The following is a 16,269-nucleotide window of genomic DNA, read 5'->3' on the forward strand; positions in this document are numbered from 1 at the left end:
CCCGACCGGGAAGACGACCTTGTCGTCGAGCAGCAGGGCTAGGTCAGTAAGTTGCCCGGCCGCCGGACAGGTCGAACACCGCGCCGGTGCTGAAGGCGCAGTCTGACGAGCAGAGCCACGCGATCATCGCGGCGGCCTCGTCGACTTCGAGGAATCGCCCCATTGGGATCTTCGACAGCATGAAGTCGATGTGGTCCTGGGTCATCGTATCGAAGATCGGCGTCTTCGCGGCGGCGGGTGTCACCGCGTTGACCAGCACGCCGGTCTTCGCGAGCTCCTTGCCGAGCGACTTCGTCAGGCCTATGAGGCCCGCTTTCGATGCGCTGTAGTGCGAGGCGTTTGGATTGCCTTCCTTGCCAGCCACCGACGCAATGTTCACGATGCGCCCGTAACCTGCCGCGATCATCTGCGGTACGACGCTGCGGCACGTGAGGTAGCTGCCGATGAGGTTCACCTCGATCACGTGGCGCCACACGGCGGGCGCGAGCTCCCAGGTGCTGCCGTTGCCACCGGTGATGCCGGCGCTGTTGACGAGGATGTCGAGCCGCCCCAGCTTGGCGACCGTGGCCTTCGTCGCTGCGTCGACCGAGGCTTCTTCGGTGAGTTCGACGACCTCGGCGCTGACCGTGCCGAGCGCGGCGAGCGTCTTGCTCGCCTTGGCGAGCTGCACCTCGTTGATGTCCCACAGCGCGACCGCCGCGCCAGACTTCAGCATGCGCTCGGCCACTGCATAGCCGATGCCACTGGCGCCACCGGTGATAACAGCCGCCCGGCCTTTCAGGTCGAGTTGGTTCATCCTGTGTCTCCTTTGATCGCCGGGTTCTTCGCGACTCGGCTGCCGAAACTATATGCGGGCCAACGGCCTTGGAGCATTTCGGGTGCGTGCGCGCCAGGCAAAATCATTCAACCAATTGGTTGACATTGAGTTGATGGCGGCCTATATTCAACTTCATGGTTGAATATCAAGCCGCCCGACTCGACACCGTGTTCCATGCCCTCGGCGATGCCACGCGCCGCCGCATGCTTCGAGACCTGTCTGTGGGCGAGCGAACGGTGGGCCAGTTGGCCGAGCCATTCGCCATGTCGCTCGCGGCCGCTTCGAAGCACATCAAGGCGCTGGAAAACGCGGGCCTGATCCGCCGCGAGGTGCGTGGCCGCACGCACCTGTGCCGTCTTGAGCCCGGGCCGCTCGGCAATGCCCACGAGTGGCTGAGCTTCTACGAAGCCTTCTGGACTGGGCGTCTGGATCTGCTCGAACAGCTCCTGCACGAAGAGGACAAGCATCAATCACCCCATTCGAAACCCGCGCCCGAAAGAGCCACCTCCCCAAAGAAAGGAAAGTCCAAGTGAACGAACTTGCAACCCCCAATGCCTATGGCGTGCTGACCGAGCCCGCCACCGTAACGCTCCAGCGCCTGCTTCCGGGCCCCATAGAGCGCGTCTGGGCTTACCTGACCGAGAGCGACCTGCGCCGCCAATGGCTGGCAGCGGGTGAGATGCAGATGGAGGTTGGTGCACCGGTCGAGCTGGTCTGGCGCAACGATGAGTTGACCGACCCGCCCGGTCAGCGCCCGGCTGGCTTCCCCGAAGAGAACCGGATGCAGAGCCAGATCACCGAGCTCGACCCCTTGCGCAAGCTCGCCATCACCTGGAGCGGCAGTGGTGACGTGTCTTTCGAGCTGGAGCCGAAAGGCGACAAGGTGCTGCTCACCGTGACCCACCGTCGCCTGGCCGACCGCAACGCGACGGCGATGTTTGGCTCCGGCTGGCACATGCACCTCGACATTCTGGTCGCCCGTTCGACAGGCAAAGAGCCTTTGCCCTTCTGGGATGGGTGGAGCATCCTGAAGAAAGAGTACGACCAGCGCATGGCGGCCTGACGGCGCACGGGCGGTGCGCGTGAAGCGTCGAATACCCTCAGCCCGCTCAGGCTGAGGTATCGATGCCTCGCGCCACCGTGGCCCTCTACAGGGCCGGCACGATTGCCAGCGACCACTTGTTCAGCGTGCCCACGTCGACTGCCGCCATGTCGACCACGCGCAGTGTCCAGTTGCCCTGCATGCTCTGGCCAGCCAGTGCCGACAAGGGCGACAGCGGCGCCGCCGAGTCATACGTCACCACCAGGTTGTCTTGCCCACCGCCCAGCTGGCTGTGCAGCACCACGCTGCGGCCGGCCGGCGAGCTGAGCTCGATGCGCAGGTCACCGATGTAGGTGTGGGTGATGTCGACGGCCACCTTCAGCTGGCTCACCGTACCGGCACGCGCGATGGCAATCACGCTGCTCACGCCGGTCGGGTTGTTGTCGGGGATGTTGGCGTGCGGCGAAGTTTCGCCGCTGGTGGCACCGGCGCCGGCTTCGACCGTCAGGTCCAGGCTCCAGCGATTGAGCTTGCCCACGTCTTGGCCTTCGAGATCGCTCACCTTGAGCACCCAGTCGCCTTCGGCGCCCACGCCCACCAGCGCGGCCATGGTCGTGACCGAAGCCGAGTCGTAGCGTTGCACCAGGTTGTCGGCGCTCGCGCCGGCGCGGTTGTGCAGCACGGCCTTGGCCCCGCCCGGGCCCGTGAGCTCCACCAGCAGGTCGCCGATGTAGGTGTGGGTGATGTCGACGCTCAGCGCCAGCCGCTTCACCGTGCCGGCGGCCGCCATGCGGATCTTGCTGCTGATGCCGGCGGGGTTGTTGTCGGGGATGGCGATGGCGGTGGTGTTCTCGCCATGCACGGCTGGCGCAGTTGCCGCCGCGCCCACATGAAAGCCGATGCGCACGTCGGGCACGCCCACATTCGACATCACCAGGCCTGAGTCTGCGCCGCTCCACAGGCGGGTGGACGGTGAGGTGGCGTCCGACAGCGCCACGCCGCTCACTGCGGCGAAGAGGTCGGTGCCATCGCCCTGGTTGACGTTGTGCTCCAGGTCGGTGTTGCCATCAGCCTGCAGCAGCGCGCATTGGTAATGGCGCTGGCCGGTGCCTTGCTGAAACTCGTTGGAGCCGAGGATGTCGCAGTGGTAGATCGCCAAGCCGCTGGATGGCAGGTGCTGGTCGAGCCCGATCTTGGCGCGGTTCTCCACGATGAAGTATTCATTGGGCGCGCCGGTGCGGTACTTGATGACGGTGTCGTAGTCGCCATGCACGGCCTGCACGTCGGGTGTCGAGTTCAAGACGATCTCGTTGTCGCACCAACCCACCAAATCGCGCAGGTAGGCGCACACGGGCGAGGGCGTGAGCCCCGAGTTGAGGTGGTTGCCCGAGCCCATCAGGCAGTAGCTGCCGATGCCCGCGCTTTGCACACCGTCGCCTTCACGGTTCACGGCGCCGTAGTCGTACATGTCGGGGAAGCGGCACAGCAAATGGCCGTTTTCGTGGCAGAAGGTGCCGATGGAAAGGTCAGCGCCGCTGCGGCCTGCACTCGTGAGCAAATACAGGTTGGTCGAGATGGCGCCATAGCGCAGGGCGATGGTGGAGTTGTGCGGCCACAGCTCGCCTTCGTATTGCGTTTGGCCGGCGTACATGATGTTGAGCGCATCTAATATGCCCTCGTGCCGCGAGTCGTAGTTGGCCAGGTTCACACCCGAGGCCACGGCCAGGTCGAGCGCTTCTTTCACCAGCAGGTTGTTGATGTAGAAGCTGCGGCTCTGGCTGAGCCGGAAGGGGCCCACCACGTCGTTGCTGTAGTCGAGCTTGCCGGTGGACACCGTGCGGAAATACTCGCGCGCCGAAGAGTAGTTGCCATTGCGGGTGTAGTTGGGTGCGTTGAGCATGTCGCTCACGTCCGCCTGCGACACGGTGGTGCGCACGTCTTGAAACTCCACCAGGATGGTCAGCCCGCGCACGGCGCCGCTGGCCAGGCGCCGGCCTTCCAGCAAACCCTGGCTGGGGCCGAAGGTGAGGGCCGCCGAGTTGGCGGCATGCGCACCCGCCGGGCGGATGCGCGCGCGGCGCGCTTCGAAGCGGCGGTTGCGCACGGCCAGTGTTTCTCTCAGGTGGCGCACGAGGCCCGCTGGCGGCAGCGCCGTGACCGGCACGCCGCTAGACACCAAGGTGCCGTTGTGCAGAAAGCCGTAGCAGAAGAAGCCGCGGTCGGTGTCGCTTACCGCGGTGTAGCCGTCCAGCGTTTCGTAGGTGGCATAGAACTCGTCGCCGGTCACGCGAAGGCGGATGTCGGGGCCGTTGGCTTGGCCGAAAGTGAGGGTCTCACCGAAGATGGCGCTCATGTCGTGCTCTCCTTGGAAGCAGGGCTGCGCACCGTCGCGCAGCGCATGCGAACAAGATAGTTCGTTGCGGTGCTTGGTGTATCCCCTAGGTTGAAAGCTCAAACGTGGGGGGTCCGCTGTGGCCGACTGCGCGTCAGCGTTAGGCGGGCGTTACGCGCGGCCATTTCATACGAATACGGGATGTGAAACCCCGCACTGCAAGGGCAACATGCCGCGGCGCGCTGGGCCTTTCCTCTTTTCCTGCTCCCGTCATTGTTCTTCTCTTGCGTTCACCCGCGCGCGGTCGGCACAACTCAAAGGAACCCGTCTTGCGCCACTTGCCCTTTCATTCGCTGTTCGTTGTCGTCGTGGCGGCCCTTTGCCTTGTCGCTCCCACCCAGGCCCAGACCGGCGCCGCGCAGCCCGGCCGCATCGAGCGTGACACGCGCCCGTTGCCCGAACCGGTGCGGCGTGACACGCTGCGCATCGAGGCGCCGCGCTTTGCCGAGCAAGTGCCTCCCGGCGCAAAGGACGTGCGCTTCCTGCTAGGCGAGGTGCAGCTCTTCGGCAGCTTCGCCATGCCCACCAACACTCTGGCGCCTATCTGGGCGCCGCTGATCGGCAAGCCCATCACACTGGCCGAGGCCTTCGGAATCGCCGCTGCCATTTCGGCGCGTTACCGAGAAGCCGGCTTCTTTCTGTCGCAGGCCATCATTCCGGCGCAAGACATACGCACCGTCGGAGTGGCTGTGCTGCGCATCGAGGTGATCGAAGGCTACATCGACCAGGTCACCTACACCGGCATCGCGCCGGCCAGGCTTCAGGCCTACATGGCAACGGTGCAACGCGAGCGGCCGCTGCGCCTGGCCACGCTGGAGCGCGCGCTGCTGTTGATCGGCGAGCTGCCGGGTGTGTCGGCACAGGCCAACCTGCGCGCCAGCGCCACGCCCAGTGCCTCCGACCTGGAGATCGTCGTCAGCCAGAAGCGCACCGAGTTTTCGCTGTCGGCGCACAACCGCAGCGCGCCCTCGCAAGGCCGATTGCGCTACGAAGCCGGTGTCGAGGTGAACGGCCTGATGGCAGGCTTCGACCGCCACAGCCTTCGCATCGTCACCTCTGGCAACAAGCGCCTGAACTTGCTGGCCTATGCCGGTGACCTGCCGCTGGGCGGCAACGGGCTCAAGCTGCAGCTGGGTGCGTCTGCCTCGCGCTCAGAGCCCGAGACCGGCCTCGCCTCCAGCAACATAGACACCCGCAGCAACAACGTCTCGGTGGGCCTGGCCTACCCACTGCTGCGCAGCCGCCAAAGCAACCTGTCGTTGCGCGGGGGAGTTAACGGATACGACAACAGGGCCGATATCGCCGGCACGCGCGCGTCTGAAGACCACATCAGGGCGGCGCGCATAGGCTTGGCCGCCGACTATGCCGATGGTTGGGGCGGCATCTCGCTGCTAGACCTGGAGTGGTCCAAGGGCCTGACCGGCCTGGGCGCGTCGAAAGAGGGCGACCCGGGTGTCGACGCCAACCCGCAGTTCAGCAAAGTCAGTGTCTATGCGGCGCGCCTGCAAAGCCTCGCGCGCAACTGGTCGGCCTTGCTCGCGCTCACGGCGCAGCAGTCGAGCGACAAGCTGCCCACCGCGGAGCAGCTGGGTTTGGGCGGCGAAACCTTCTTGCGCGCCTTTGACCCGTCGGAAGTGATAGGCGAGAAAGGCTCGGCCGGCAAGCTGGAGCTGCGTTACGACCTCGGGGGTGCGCGCATCGCGTCGACGCTCTATGTGTATGGCGACGCCGGCAGCGTGAAGCGCCGCCAAGCCGACGGTTCGTATATCTCCACCTCGTTGTCGGCGGCGGGCCTGGGTGTGCGCTTCAGCGGCCCCTGGCGCACGCGCGGCTACCTGGAAGTGGCCAAGCCGGGCCGCAAGGACGTGGCCAGCGCAGGCAACCGCAACGCCCGCGTATTCGCCGGCGTCGGCATCGATTTCTAAGAGGCAAGCCCCATGAAAAGCAAGCATCACACCCACTTCACCGCGCGCCCCCTGGCGCTCGAGATCTCGCGCATGTTCCGCCCCGGCGTGGCGGCCTCGGCGCTGCTGGCCGTGCCGCTGGCTTTCGCGGCCCCACAAGGCGGCACGGTGACTGCCGGGCAGGCCGGCATCCAGCAGAGCGGCGCCACCACCACCATCACCCAAGGCTCGCAGCGCGCGGCCATCGACTGGCGCTCGTTCAACGTGGGCAGCAGCGAGGCGGTCAACTTCATCCAGCCGAATGCCAGCGCGGCCATCTTGAACCGCGTGGTGGGCAACGATGCTTCGGCCATCTTCGGGCGCATCACGGCCAACGGGCAGGTCTACCTGATCAACCCCAACGGCATTTTGTTCGGGCGCACGGCGCAGGTGGATGTGGGCTCGCTCACCGCCAGCACGTCCAACATCAGCAACGCCAACTTCATGGCGGGGCGGCTTGAATTCAGCGAAACCGGCAAGCCTGGTGCACGGGTTGAGAACCAAGGCAGCATCACCGTGGGCGAGGGCGGCTTCGCGGCGCTGGTGGGGCACAACGTGGACAACAACGGTGTGATCACCGCTCGCCTGGGCAAGGTGGCGCTCGCAGCAGGAGACGCCTTCGTGCTCGACCTGTACGGCGACAAGCTCGTCAACCTGATCGTCGACCCCGCTGCGATGAACGCGCTCACCGACGCAAGCGGCAACCCGCTGGCCGCGAGCGTGGACCACTCGGGCCGCATCGTGGCCGAAGGCGGCCGCGTGCAGCTGAGCGTGGCCACCGTCAAGCAACTGGTCGACAACCTCATCAACGTGAGCGGCGTGGTGCGCGCCACATCGTTTGCCACAGCGCCGGGGGTGATCTCATTGCAGGGCGACGCGAACACCCGCGTGGCGGTGAGCGGCACGCTCGATGCCAGCGCCGTCGAGCAAGGCCAGGGCGGCAAGGTCGAAGTGCTGTCTGACGGCAGCACGCAGTTCACTGGGCGCATCGAAGCACGAGGCGGGGCGGCAGGCGGTGATGGTGGGCAGGTGGAGGTGTCGGCCAAGGGCCGCATTGGTTTCATGGGCGACGTCGACGTGTCGGCCGCGCACGGTGCGCAAGGCTCGCTGTTGATCGACCCCACCAACCTGCGCATCACCACGGTGGCCTCGGGCGACTCCGACATCTCGGCCGACCAGCTGCGCTACTTCCTCACCCGCGGCACCAACGTCACGCTCGCGGCCGACCAGAACGTGACGGTCGACGCCGAAGTCAACGGCCTGGTGGCTGGCGGTGGTGGCGTGAGAGGCGGTGGGCTCACGCTGACCGCGGGCAACAACCTCACGGTGAACCAGACGATTGCGTTGAACGATGGCGCGCTCAACCTCACCGCTACCAGCGGCACGCTCAGCGCGGCCGATGGTGCGCTGCTCTTTACCGGCACCGGCGCGGCCACGCTGAGGGGCGGCGCGGGGGTCAACCTCGGCCAGGTGCTGAGCGGTGGCAACGTCGACATCAGCAGCGCCAATGGCGCGGTTGCCGTGCGCAACGCCCTCATCTCGGCCACCGCCAACGGCAGCGCTGCGCCGGTGGCGAGCTTGAATGTGGACGGCGCTGGCGCTGTCAGCCTCAACGGCGCGCTGGTGCAGGGCAATGCCACGGTGCGCAGCCGCAATGCCGGTGTGAGCCTGGCCACGGCGGTGATCCAGAGCACGGCCGGCAATGTGCAGGTGAATGCCGCCACCACGATCACCACTGCGGCCAACAACGTGGGGCTGCTGTCGGCGGGCACGGTGAGCGCCGCGGCGGGGCAGGCCATTGACCTTGGCGCGGTTATCAGCACCGGTATGGCCACGCTCGCGTCCACCAGTGGTGGCGTCACCGTGCATCAGGCCGTGACGGGCGGCGGCGCGGCAGCGGTGCGCGGACTTGTCATCAACGCTGCCGGTCCGGTAGCGCTGGCGGGGGTCAATGCCGGCATCGACGGCATTCTCATCACCAGCAGCAGTGGCGACATCACCTCGAATAGCGCAACCCCCGGTGAGGGAGGGCTGATAAGCGCATCGGGCGTGAGCGTTCGGGCAACTTCCGGCCAGGCAGGCACCACAGCTGCTCCATTGAATGTGCGAGCCGGGGATAGCACGAACATCGAGGGGCATGCAGGCGTCAATGTCGCGACTGTGCTCGCAGGCGGCATAACTGTGTCCCTCTTGGCCGATGCCGGCAGCGTGACGGTGAGTCAGCCTATCGCAGCGGCTCCGGGGAGCGTCGACGGCAACACGGCTGCGAGGCCCGTCGGCATTCAGATCAGAGCACGCGACGATATCGACCTGGCTGGTGGCGTCGCAGGCACGAACAGCAGCAGCATCCAGAGTGATTCCGGCACGGTCACGCTGCGTGGCTCATTGTTCAGCCAAGGCGAGATGTCGGTCGTTGCTGGCGGAGCGATCTCTTTGCTCAACGGTGCCGGAATTGCGACCAGTGCCGATGGTGGCAACGTGCTGGTGTGGTCGGAAAATTCGACGGTGACGCTTGGGAATGCGGGCATTCGCGCCCAAGGCAACGCGGCCAACATCAGGGTTTTGAGCTCCGGTGACATGAGCGTGAACGGCGACATTCAAACCCGCTCCGGCACGATCGACCTCTACTCCAGGCAAGGGGCCATTCGTGTTTTGGCGAGCACCACAGGCACTGATGCAGCGCAAAACGCCACGCTCGACGCCGGGGTCGACGCCGTGCGCTCCATCATCAGCGTGCACGCAGCCAACGATGTGGAGGTGGGTGAAATGATTGCGTACAACAGCGTGCAGCTTACCGCCGACACTGGCAACGTCACCCTCAAGCGTGGCCTCGGCGGCAACGCCAGCGGCACCTTCGCCGGCAACCCCGTGCTGCTGAACACCGGCTATGTGGACTACGCCCGCGGCTACCTGGCGCAGTACCGGCCCAACGTGGGCCGCATGGTCATCAGCGCGCCGCAAGGCTCGGTGGAACTCAACGGCCTCAACCTCGACGGCAACGCCAACGCAACCGACACCACGCCGGGCCTCTCAGTCACCGCCGGGCGACGCATCATCAGCAACAACGAGATCGCCGTGAACAAGGGCGACATCGAACTCACCGGTGGCAACACCCAGGCCACCGATGGCGTCTACCTCGGCAGCAGCGTTTACTCTCGTGGCTTCGATTCAGTGGGCGCCGATGGTGTGCGCGGCGGCGGCGACGACCAGAAGATTGGCTACGGCATACGCATCAACGGGCGCGTGCTCGCCATGTTCGACAACACGCTGGAGATGGCCCAGCTGCCCATCAACACCTTCGTGACCTCGTGGTACGAAGCCGGCCCCGGCGCGCCGCCGCCCTTGCACCAGGTGGTCACCGACGCGGCGGGCTTTCTGGTCGATGCAACCGGCATCCGCGTGCGCAACAGCGATGGCAGCTACCAGATGGTGGGCTACATCGACATAAGCTCCTTTCTGGCTTCCGACCTGAACATCTACAACGTGACCGCCAACCAGTTGGTGGCGCCTGGCTACGCCCAGGCCGGCCAGACCATCTATGGCGTGCAAGGTGTGCCCAGCTTGGCCGTTCAACCCGACCCGACCAACGGGCCGCACACGCCGGTGGTGGTGCAGCAGGAAATCGCCAAGATCGAAGTGGCCAACAACGTGGCCAACTACCAGGATTCCGCCAACGTCGGCACCCTGGTCGGCGCCACCAGCGGCACGGCGGCCAGCCGATTGGTGCAGATCGGCACCACCTCGGTGGCGGGTGTGGCCAATCACACGCCGCAGACCGCCATGCATCTGAGCGACCCCGCGCCCACGCTCACGGCACCGAGCCAAACGCCCATCGTCTCGGCGCCCACGGCCGCGGGTGTGGTGGCGGCGCAAATGGGCATAGGCCTCAAGGTGCTGGGCTTTCGCGAAGCCGGCGATGGCAGCAGCGTGGTCTGGAGCTCGACCATCGACATGATCGACAGCGCGAGCAGCGGCACGTCGTATTTTTCGCGGGTTGACTTTGCAACGAGCACCCAGCTCACCGAAATCAACCTGCCCGCGACCGTGCCGGTCGATGGCATCTTCTCGGTCACCGTGCAGGCTCTCGCCACACGCACCTACCTCGACAGCAGCAACTCGCTCGTGACCCAGTTCGTGCGCTTGCCCACCGGGGCAGGCACGGCCACTCACGTCTTTCAGATCATCCCCGGCACCAGCGGTGCGCAGGATTCAGCCCAGCTCATTGCCACGCCCACGCTCAACAACATCAACCTCTCGTCGCTCTCCAACGCCGCGCCTTCCGGGGCGACGCAGGTAAGCGCCTGGGTTGCCACCGGCTGGCGCGACGCGGGCAGCACCGCCAAGCTTCGCCTGGACACGCCGGCCCTCAGCGCCCCCGGCACGGCCAACGGCGTGAGCGTGACGGCCAGCCTCTACCCCGCCACCGGCACACCGCTGCAGAGTGGGGCCACGGTCGCCCCCAGCTACACGCTGATGACGCCCGACCGCCAGCAGCTCACACCCTTCGGCGCCATCTCCATTCCCAGCTCGCTGGGGGGGCGGCCCAACACCTTCCAGGTGGCTGGGGTGCTGGACGACTCGTCGTCGGCTGTCACATCGCCCAGTCGGGCCGGCACTCGGGTGTTCGTGTATGACGGGGTCATCAACGTGTCGAACGGCGCGTTTGTCTTTGACTCCAACACCGGTGTAGCCATCCCCGGCCTGGGTGGCATCCCCGGGTTCAACAACAGCACAGTGGGCTTCGCCGGTGTCGGCGCAGGCTTTGGCGCACAAGCGGGCGGCACGGCCGGCAGCACCGGCGCGGGTGCTGCCATCGGTCAAGCGGTGGCTGGCGCAACAGTGCCTGCAGGCCAGACGGGCAGCGGCACTGCGCCTCCCGCTGCACCCAGCGCTGCGGCTCTCGCTGACGGCTCGGTGCCGGCGCTGCCGGTGGCGGGTGCTGATGGCGGGCCTTCTGCTGCGGCCGTCGAGGGCGAGGTGATTTTCGGCACGCGCGCTGCTTCGCAAGCCGACCTGGGCCGCGGTGGCGCGGTGCCTGGCTCGGCCTTCAATGTGTTCAAGCACCGCTACCGCTTGGCCACTAGCAGTGGGGGCACGCTGTGCGCGCCAGAGTCGCTGCAGCCGGTTCAATCGGCAGAAAGCAAGACCGAGCGGGATTGCTCGGCGGCGAAGTAGTGCTGTCGTGCCACGCGGTGTGGCGCAAGTGGCTGCTGGTTCTGGCGGGCGGCTTTGCTGGCCTGGCCGCAGCCGCAGCGCCCAGCTCCACGCCGCAGCTGCGTGTGGTGCAGGAGATGCACAACGCGCCGGTCGGGCAGATTCGCGCCGACGCTGATTTCTCGCGCCTGTACAGCGTGTCGCTCGACAAGACCCTGCGCATCTGGCGCATGGCAGACCTGCAGCCGCTGCGCAGCATCTACTTGCCGGCCGAGGCGGGCCTCGAAGGAACGCCGCACGGCCTGGCCGTGAGCCGCGACGGCCAGCGCGTGTACGTGGGCGGCGTGACGGGCTGGCAATGGAACCGCGCGGCGCACATCTATGTGGTGGATGCCGAGCGCGGCCGCATCGTCGGCAAGATCGGCCGCTTCGACAACGACGCCGTGGTCTCGCTCGACCTCTCGCCCGACGGCAAGCGCCTGGCGGTGGGCCTGGCGCGCGGCGGCCTGCAACTCATCGACGCGGAAACCGGCGCGCCGCTCTCGGCCGATGCGGCTTATGCCGCGCCGGTGACCTTCGTTCACTTTGCGCCCGACGGGAGGCTGGCGTCGACGTCCGAAGACGGCTGCGTGCGTGTCTACAAGCCCGCCACTGCCGGCGACCTGGCGCTCGCCTTTCGCAACCAGTACCCACCGGTGGCGGCCGGCCAGCCGCAGTGCACTGGCTCAGAGCTCGGCGGCATCCGTTTCTCGCCCGACGGCAAATGGTTGGCCTTCGGTGTGCGCTACCGCGCCGACGGCGGCCGCTTCCAGCCCGAGGTGACGTTGATGGACGCCACCACGCTGGCCGTGCGGCGCGTGCTGCGCAGCGCCGAGCCTGACCAGCAGTCGCTGTGCTGCGTGGCCTGGTCGCCCGACAGCGGCACGCTGTATGTCAACGGCAATGTGGAAGGCGAGGGCCCGACCCCGATCTACCGCGTGCGAGAGCCGCTCACCGGCACGCTGGAGCGCTGGAACGTGGGCCGCCAGCAGGTGAGCAACATGCTGCCACTGCCGCAGGGGCAGATCGTGTTGTCGACCACGGTGCCGTCCATCACCCGCGTGGGCGCCGACGGCAAGGTGGTGATCGACCGAGAGGGTCGATCTCAACAGGTGCTTCCGAACAACATCGACTTCTACACATTGCGTGGCGAGGCCGATGCGTTTCGCGTCTCGGCCGATGGGCAGGCGCTGACCTTCGCGCGTGGCGATGCCTCGCGCCTGCGCGTGAACCTGGGCGCGCAGAACCAGTTGGCCGTGCTCGGCACCGAGGGCCTGGACGACAAGGCCCTGCTGCCGGCGCGCCGCAGCGGCGCGCTGCGTGTGGAGACGCGCACCGGCATTTACGCCTACCGCGACCCGACGCGCGTGAACGGACACCCCGTGCCGATGGAGCGCGAGGAAAGCGTGTGGAGCTGGGCGGTGCATGCCACGCTGCCGCTGGCCGCGCTCGGCACGCAATGGCGGCTGCGCCTGCTCGACGCGCAAGGCAAGCCGCTGAAGGCCTGGGAGACACCGCCCTATTTGCCGGCGCCCGCGTTCCACACCGTCATCACCGCCGACGGCAAACTGGTGGTGGTAGCGCTCGGCGACGGCACCATACGCTGGTACGGCGTTGACAGTGCGAAAGAGCTGCTCGGCCTGTTCGTGCACAGCAACGGCAGCGACTGGGTGGCCTGGCGCGGCGATGGCTACTACGCGTCGTCACCGCAAGGCGACCAGTACGTGGGCTGGCTGGTGAACCGGGGTGACCAGCAAAGCCCCGATTTCTTTCGCGCGGTGCAGTTCGAGCGGCGCCTGTACCGGCCCGACCTCGTGCGCGTGGCGCTGCGGCCCTCCAGGCTTGCCGCGGTGGCCGCTGCCGACCAGCTGGCCGACACCTTGCGGCAGATGGCGGCGCCGCGCGTGAGCATCGAGTCCATCACCCCCGGCCGTGAACCCGGCACGCTGGCCGTGCGCCTGAGTGCCGAATCGACCGGCCAGCCGATCAGCGAACTGGGCGTGTATGTGGACGGCGTGCCGGTGCTGCGCGCGGCCGAGCGCACGGTGAGTACCGCAGAGTCGCAGCGCGTCACGCGCACGGTGACCGCGCGCGTGGGCAGCGCCTCGTCGGTGATCCGTGTCGAAGCCGAGACCGAGCGCTCGCTGGGCATCGACGAATCGGCCCCGCTGGCGCTGCCGGTGGCCGGGCGCGCCAGGCCCGGCAAGCTCTGGCTGGTGATCACTGGCGTGTCGCGCTTCGACAGCGTGCTGGCCTGCGAGGCCGACAAAAGCTGCAAGGTGCGCGTGAGCCAGCTGCCCAACACCAGCAACGATGCGCGCGAACTGGCCGACGTGCTCAAGCGCCACACAGGCAAGCTCTTCAGCAGCGTGAGCACGGTGCTGCTCACCGAAGACGCGCCAGACAAGCCGACCAAGGCCAACCTCGTCTCGCGCCTGAAAGAGCTGGAGCAGGTGAGCGCTGAAGACACGGTGCTGGTCTTCGTGGCCTCGCACGGCTTCACACCCGACCCGGCCTCGGGCGAGTACTACTTCGTCACCAAGGATGCGAGCCAGCAAGACCTGTTGGCCGTTTTCAGCGCCAAGCCCGGCCAGCCGGTGGAGGCTCGTGCGGCAGCCAGCCTGATGAGCGGCACCGAGCTGCATGCCTTGCTCAAACGCGTGCCCGGCAAGCGCATCTTGGTGCTCGACACCTGCCATTCGGGCAGCGCCGATGGCCGCAGCGACCCGTATGCGCTGTCCAAGCGCAGTGCCTCGGCGCAGATCGCGGTGCTGTCGGCATCGCGCGGCGATGAAGAGTCGTACGAGATCCCGCAAAACGCCACGGGCACAGCGCCTAAGCACGGCGCCTTCACCTATGCGCTGATGGAAGCCCTCTCGGGCAAGGCCACGCCAGGCCCGGGCGGCGCCGTGACCCTGCAAGGGGCCTTCAACTATGTGCAACCGAGGGTGAGCGAGATCCTGAAGAGCGTGCCGCGCAAGACAGCGGGCAGGGCGGTGCAGACGCCCACGCTCACGGCGAACCCGGCCCTCACCGGTGCGGCCTTGGCTGGCCCGTAGAGAAAAGTCGAGTGGCTTTGCGATTGCGTGCGGCGCCTTTCGCCCAGACAGGCTAAGGTCAGCCCATGCGACTGCTCAGCCCACCTGCTCTTCACGTTCTCGCCCACCCAGGCCGCTTTGCACTGCAGGTGGTGAAGGCGTTCCGCGCCAACCAGGGCCTGCTGCTGGCGGGCGCGGTGGCCTACTACGCGCTGCTGTCCATCGTGCCGCTGCTGATCCTGATCGTGATCGCGCTGTCGCATGTGATCGAGCAGGCCGAGTTGCTCGCCACCATCGGCCGCTATCTGGAGTGGCTGGTGCCGGGCCAGTCGCGTGCCATCGTCGCCGAGCTGGGCAACTTTCTCACGCACCGCGACTTCATCGGCTCGGTGCTGTTGGTGACCATGCTCTTCTTCAGCTCGCTCGCCTTCACCGTGCTCGAAAGCGCGATGACGATCATCTTTCTGCACCGCGTGGTGGCGCAGCGGCGGCACTTTCTGGTGTCGGCACTGCTGCCCTATGGCTACATCCTTACCCTGGGCGCCGGGCTGTTGCTGGTGACCCTGGTTGCGGGCAGCCTGCAGGTGATGGGGCAAGAGAGTTTTGATCTGCTGGGCCGCGAGTGGTCATTGAGCGGCTTCTCCGGCGTGCTGCTTTATCTGCTGGGGGTGGCGGGCGAGATTTTCGTGTTGACGTCGGTTTATCTGGTGATGCCGGTCGGGCATCTGGCGCTGCGGCACGCGCTCATCGGTGGCGTGACGGCGGCGCTGCTGTGGGAGATCACTCGCCACGTGCTGATCTGGTACTTCAGCACGCTGTCGCAGGTCAGCGTGGTCTATGGCTCGCTCACCACGGCCATCGTGGTGCTGTTGAGCCTGGAGATCGCCGCCGGGCTGCTGCTCTTCGGCGCACAGGTGATCTCGGAGTACGAGCGCATTGAAGAGCCGCACGAGCAGCCGCTGCAGACGGGAATGTGATCGGCCCGTGGCTGTCGCCCGCACAATCGGCGACCCGATGCACGCGAGCACGCCATGACCGTACAGCCCTTGAAGGACCTTGACTTGCCGCTCACCGGCGAGCGCGGGCCGTTGCGCATCACCGTGGGCGTGGTGGCTTGGGCCGGCGTGCTGCTGCAGTTGTGGCTCTCGTTGCGCTTGGCGCAGAGCAACGGCAAGAGCTGGGCTGACGGGCTGGTGGCCTACCTGGGCTACTTCACCGTGCTGACCAACTTGTTCGTGGCGCTCACCCTCACGCTGCCGGTCGTGTGGCGAGCGAGCGCAGGGGGCCGATTTTTCGCGCGGCCACATGTGGCGGCCTGTGCGGCCACCAGCATCACGGTGGTGGGCATGGCCTATCACTTCCTCTTGCGCCACGTGTGGGACCCGCAAGGCCTGCAGTGGTTGGCCGACGTGACCCTGCACTACGTGACACCGCTGCTGTATGGCGGGTACTGGCTGTTCAAGATGCGCAAGATGCGCTTCCCCTGGTGGTCTCCGCTGGCCTGGAGCCTCTACCCGCTGGCGTACTTCGCCTATGCGCTGGTGCGCGGCAAGGTGCTGGGGGTGTATCCGTACCCGTTCATCGACGTCACGCAGCTTGGCTATGCGCAGACGGCCGTGAACGCGGTAGGCCTGCTGCTGGTGGCCTGGGTCGTGGGCTGGGTCTTGATGGGCCTGGCGCGCGCGGTGGCCCGCACATGAAGGCGAAGTTCAACGCCGGCAAGGCTAAGGCAACGCTGAACAAGTCCCTCGCGAACGGCGCATCCTCGCTTTGGGCGTCCTGCGGCGTTGCAAATGCTCGCGATACCTGCGGGTATCGCTGCGCTTTGCGCCTTGCAGTCCATC

General features: G+C 66.7%; 9 protein-coding genes. 7 read left to right on the forward strand and 2 right to left on the reverse strand.

Going from position 1 to position 16,269, the window contains the following annotated elements; translation table 11 throughout:
- Positions 1–43: 43 nt before the first annotated feature.
- Positions 44–796: an SDR family NAD(P)-dependent oxidoreductase gene (locus AC30QB_RS18390; RefSeq protein ID WP_489547709.1), complete on the reverse strand. Its 753-nt coding sequence runs from the start codon at positions 794–796 to the stop codon at positions 44–46.
- A gap of 155 nt (positions 797–951) precedes the next feature.
- Here AC30QB_RS18390 and AC30QB_RS18395 point away from each other — a divergent pair, with 155 nt between their 5' ends.
- Together AC30QB_RS18395 and AC30QB_RS18400 are read left to right on the forward strand one after the other, a co-directional pair.
- Positions 952–1,350 (forward strand): ArsR/SmtB family transcription factor, encoded by a 399-nt coding sequence (locus AC30QB_RS18395; RefSeq protein WP_489547710.1) that lies wholly within the window; start codon positions 952–954, stop codon positions 1,348–1,350.
- Complete coding sequence (locus AC30QB_RS18400; RefSeq protein ID WP_489547711.1) at positions 1,347–1,880, forward strand: SRPBCC family protein; 534 nt, start codon at positions 1,347–1,349, stop codon at positions 1,878–1,880. Before AC30QB_RS18395 ends, AC30QB_RS18400 begins: the two co-directional genes overlap by 4 nt.
- Before the next feature lie 85 nt (positions 1,881–1,965).
- On the opposite strand, the gene AC30QB_RS18405 is transcribed toward AC30QB_RS18400, so the two are convergent.
- The gene (locus AC30QB_RS18405; protein WP_489547712.1) at positions 1,966–4,212 is read right to left on the reverse strand and encodes a M6 family metalloprotease domain-containing protein; all 2,247 of its coding nucleotides are present in this window, start codon (positions 4,210–4,212) and stop codon (positions 1,966–1,968) included.
- A 308-nt stretch (positions 4,213–4,520) separates the two neighbouring features.
- Here AC30QB_RS18405 and AC30QB_RS18410 point away from each other — a divergent pair, with 308 nt between their 5' ends.
- From AC30QB_RS18410 to AC30QB_RS18430, 5 genes are all read left to right on the forward strand, one after another.
- On the forward strand, positions 4,521–6,176 hold the full coding sequence (locus AC30QB_RS18410; protein WP_489547713.1) for a ShlB/FhaC/HecB family hemolysin secretion/activation protein: 1,656 nt from the start codon (positions 4,521–4,523) through the stop codon (positions 6,174–6,176).
- Between the two features lie 12 nt (positions 6,177–6,188).
- Positions 6,189–11,369 carry a two-partner secretion domain-containing protein gene (locus AC30QB_RS18415; RefSeq protein ID WP_489547714.1) on the forward strand — a complete coding sequence of 1,727 codons (5,181 nt, stop codon included), beginning with the start codon at positions 6,189–6,191 and terminating at the stop codon, positions 11,367–11,369.
- On the forward strand, positions 11,351–14,446 hold the full coding sequence (locus AC30QB_RS18420; RefSeq protein ID WP_489547715.1) for a caspase family protein: 3,096 nt from the start codon (positions 11,351–11,353) through the stop codon (positions 14,444–14,446). Before AC30QB_RS18415 ends, AC30QB_RS18420 begins: the two co-directional genes overlap by 19 nt.
- Positions 14,447–14,511: 65 nt before the next feature.
- Positions 14,512–15,402, forward strand: a complete 891-nt coding sequence (locus tag AC30QB_RS18425; RefSeq protein WP_489547716.1) for a YihY/virulence factor BrkB family protein — start codon at positions 14,512–14,514, stop codon at positions 15,400–15,402.
- A 54-nt stretch (positions 15,403–15,456) separates the two neighbouring features.
- Positions 15,457–16,125, forward strand: a complete 669-nt coding sequence (locus AC30QB_RS18430) for a Pr6Pr family membrane protein (RefSeq protein WP_489547717.1) — start codon at positions 15,457–15,459, stop codon at positions 16,123–16,125.
- Positions 16,126–16,269 lie beyond the last annotated feature (144 nt).

The organism is Rhizobacter sp. (assembly GCF_046595475.1).
In the GTDB taxonomy this organism is placed as follows: domain Bacteria; phylum Pseudomonadota; class Gammaproteobacteria; order Burkholderiales; family Burkholderiaceae_C; genus Rhizobacter.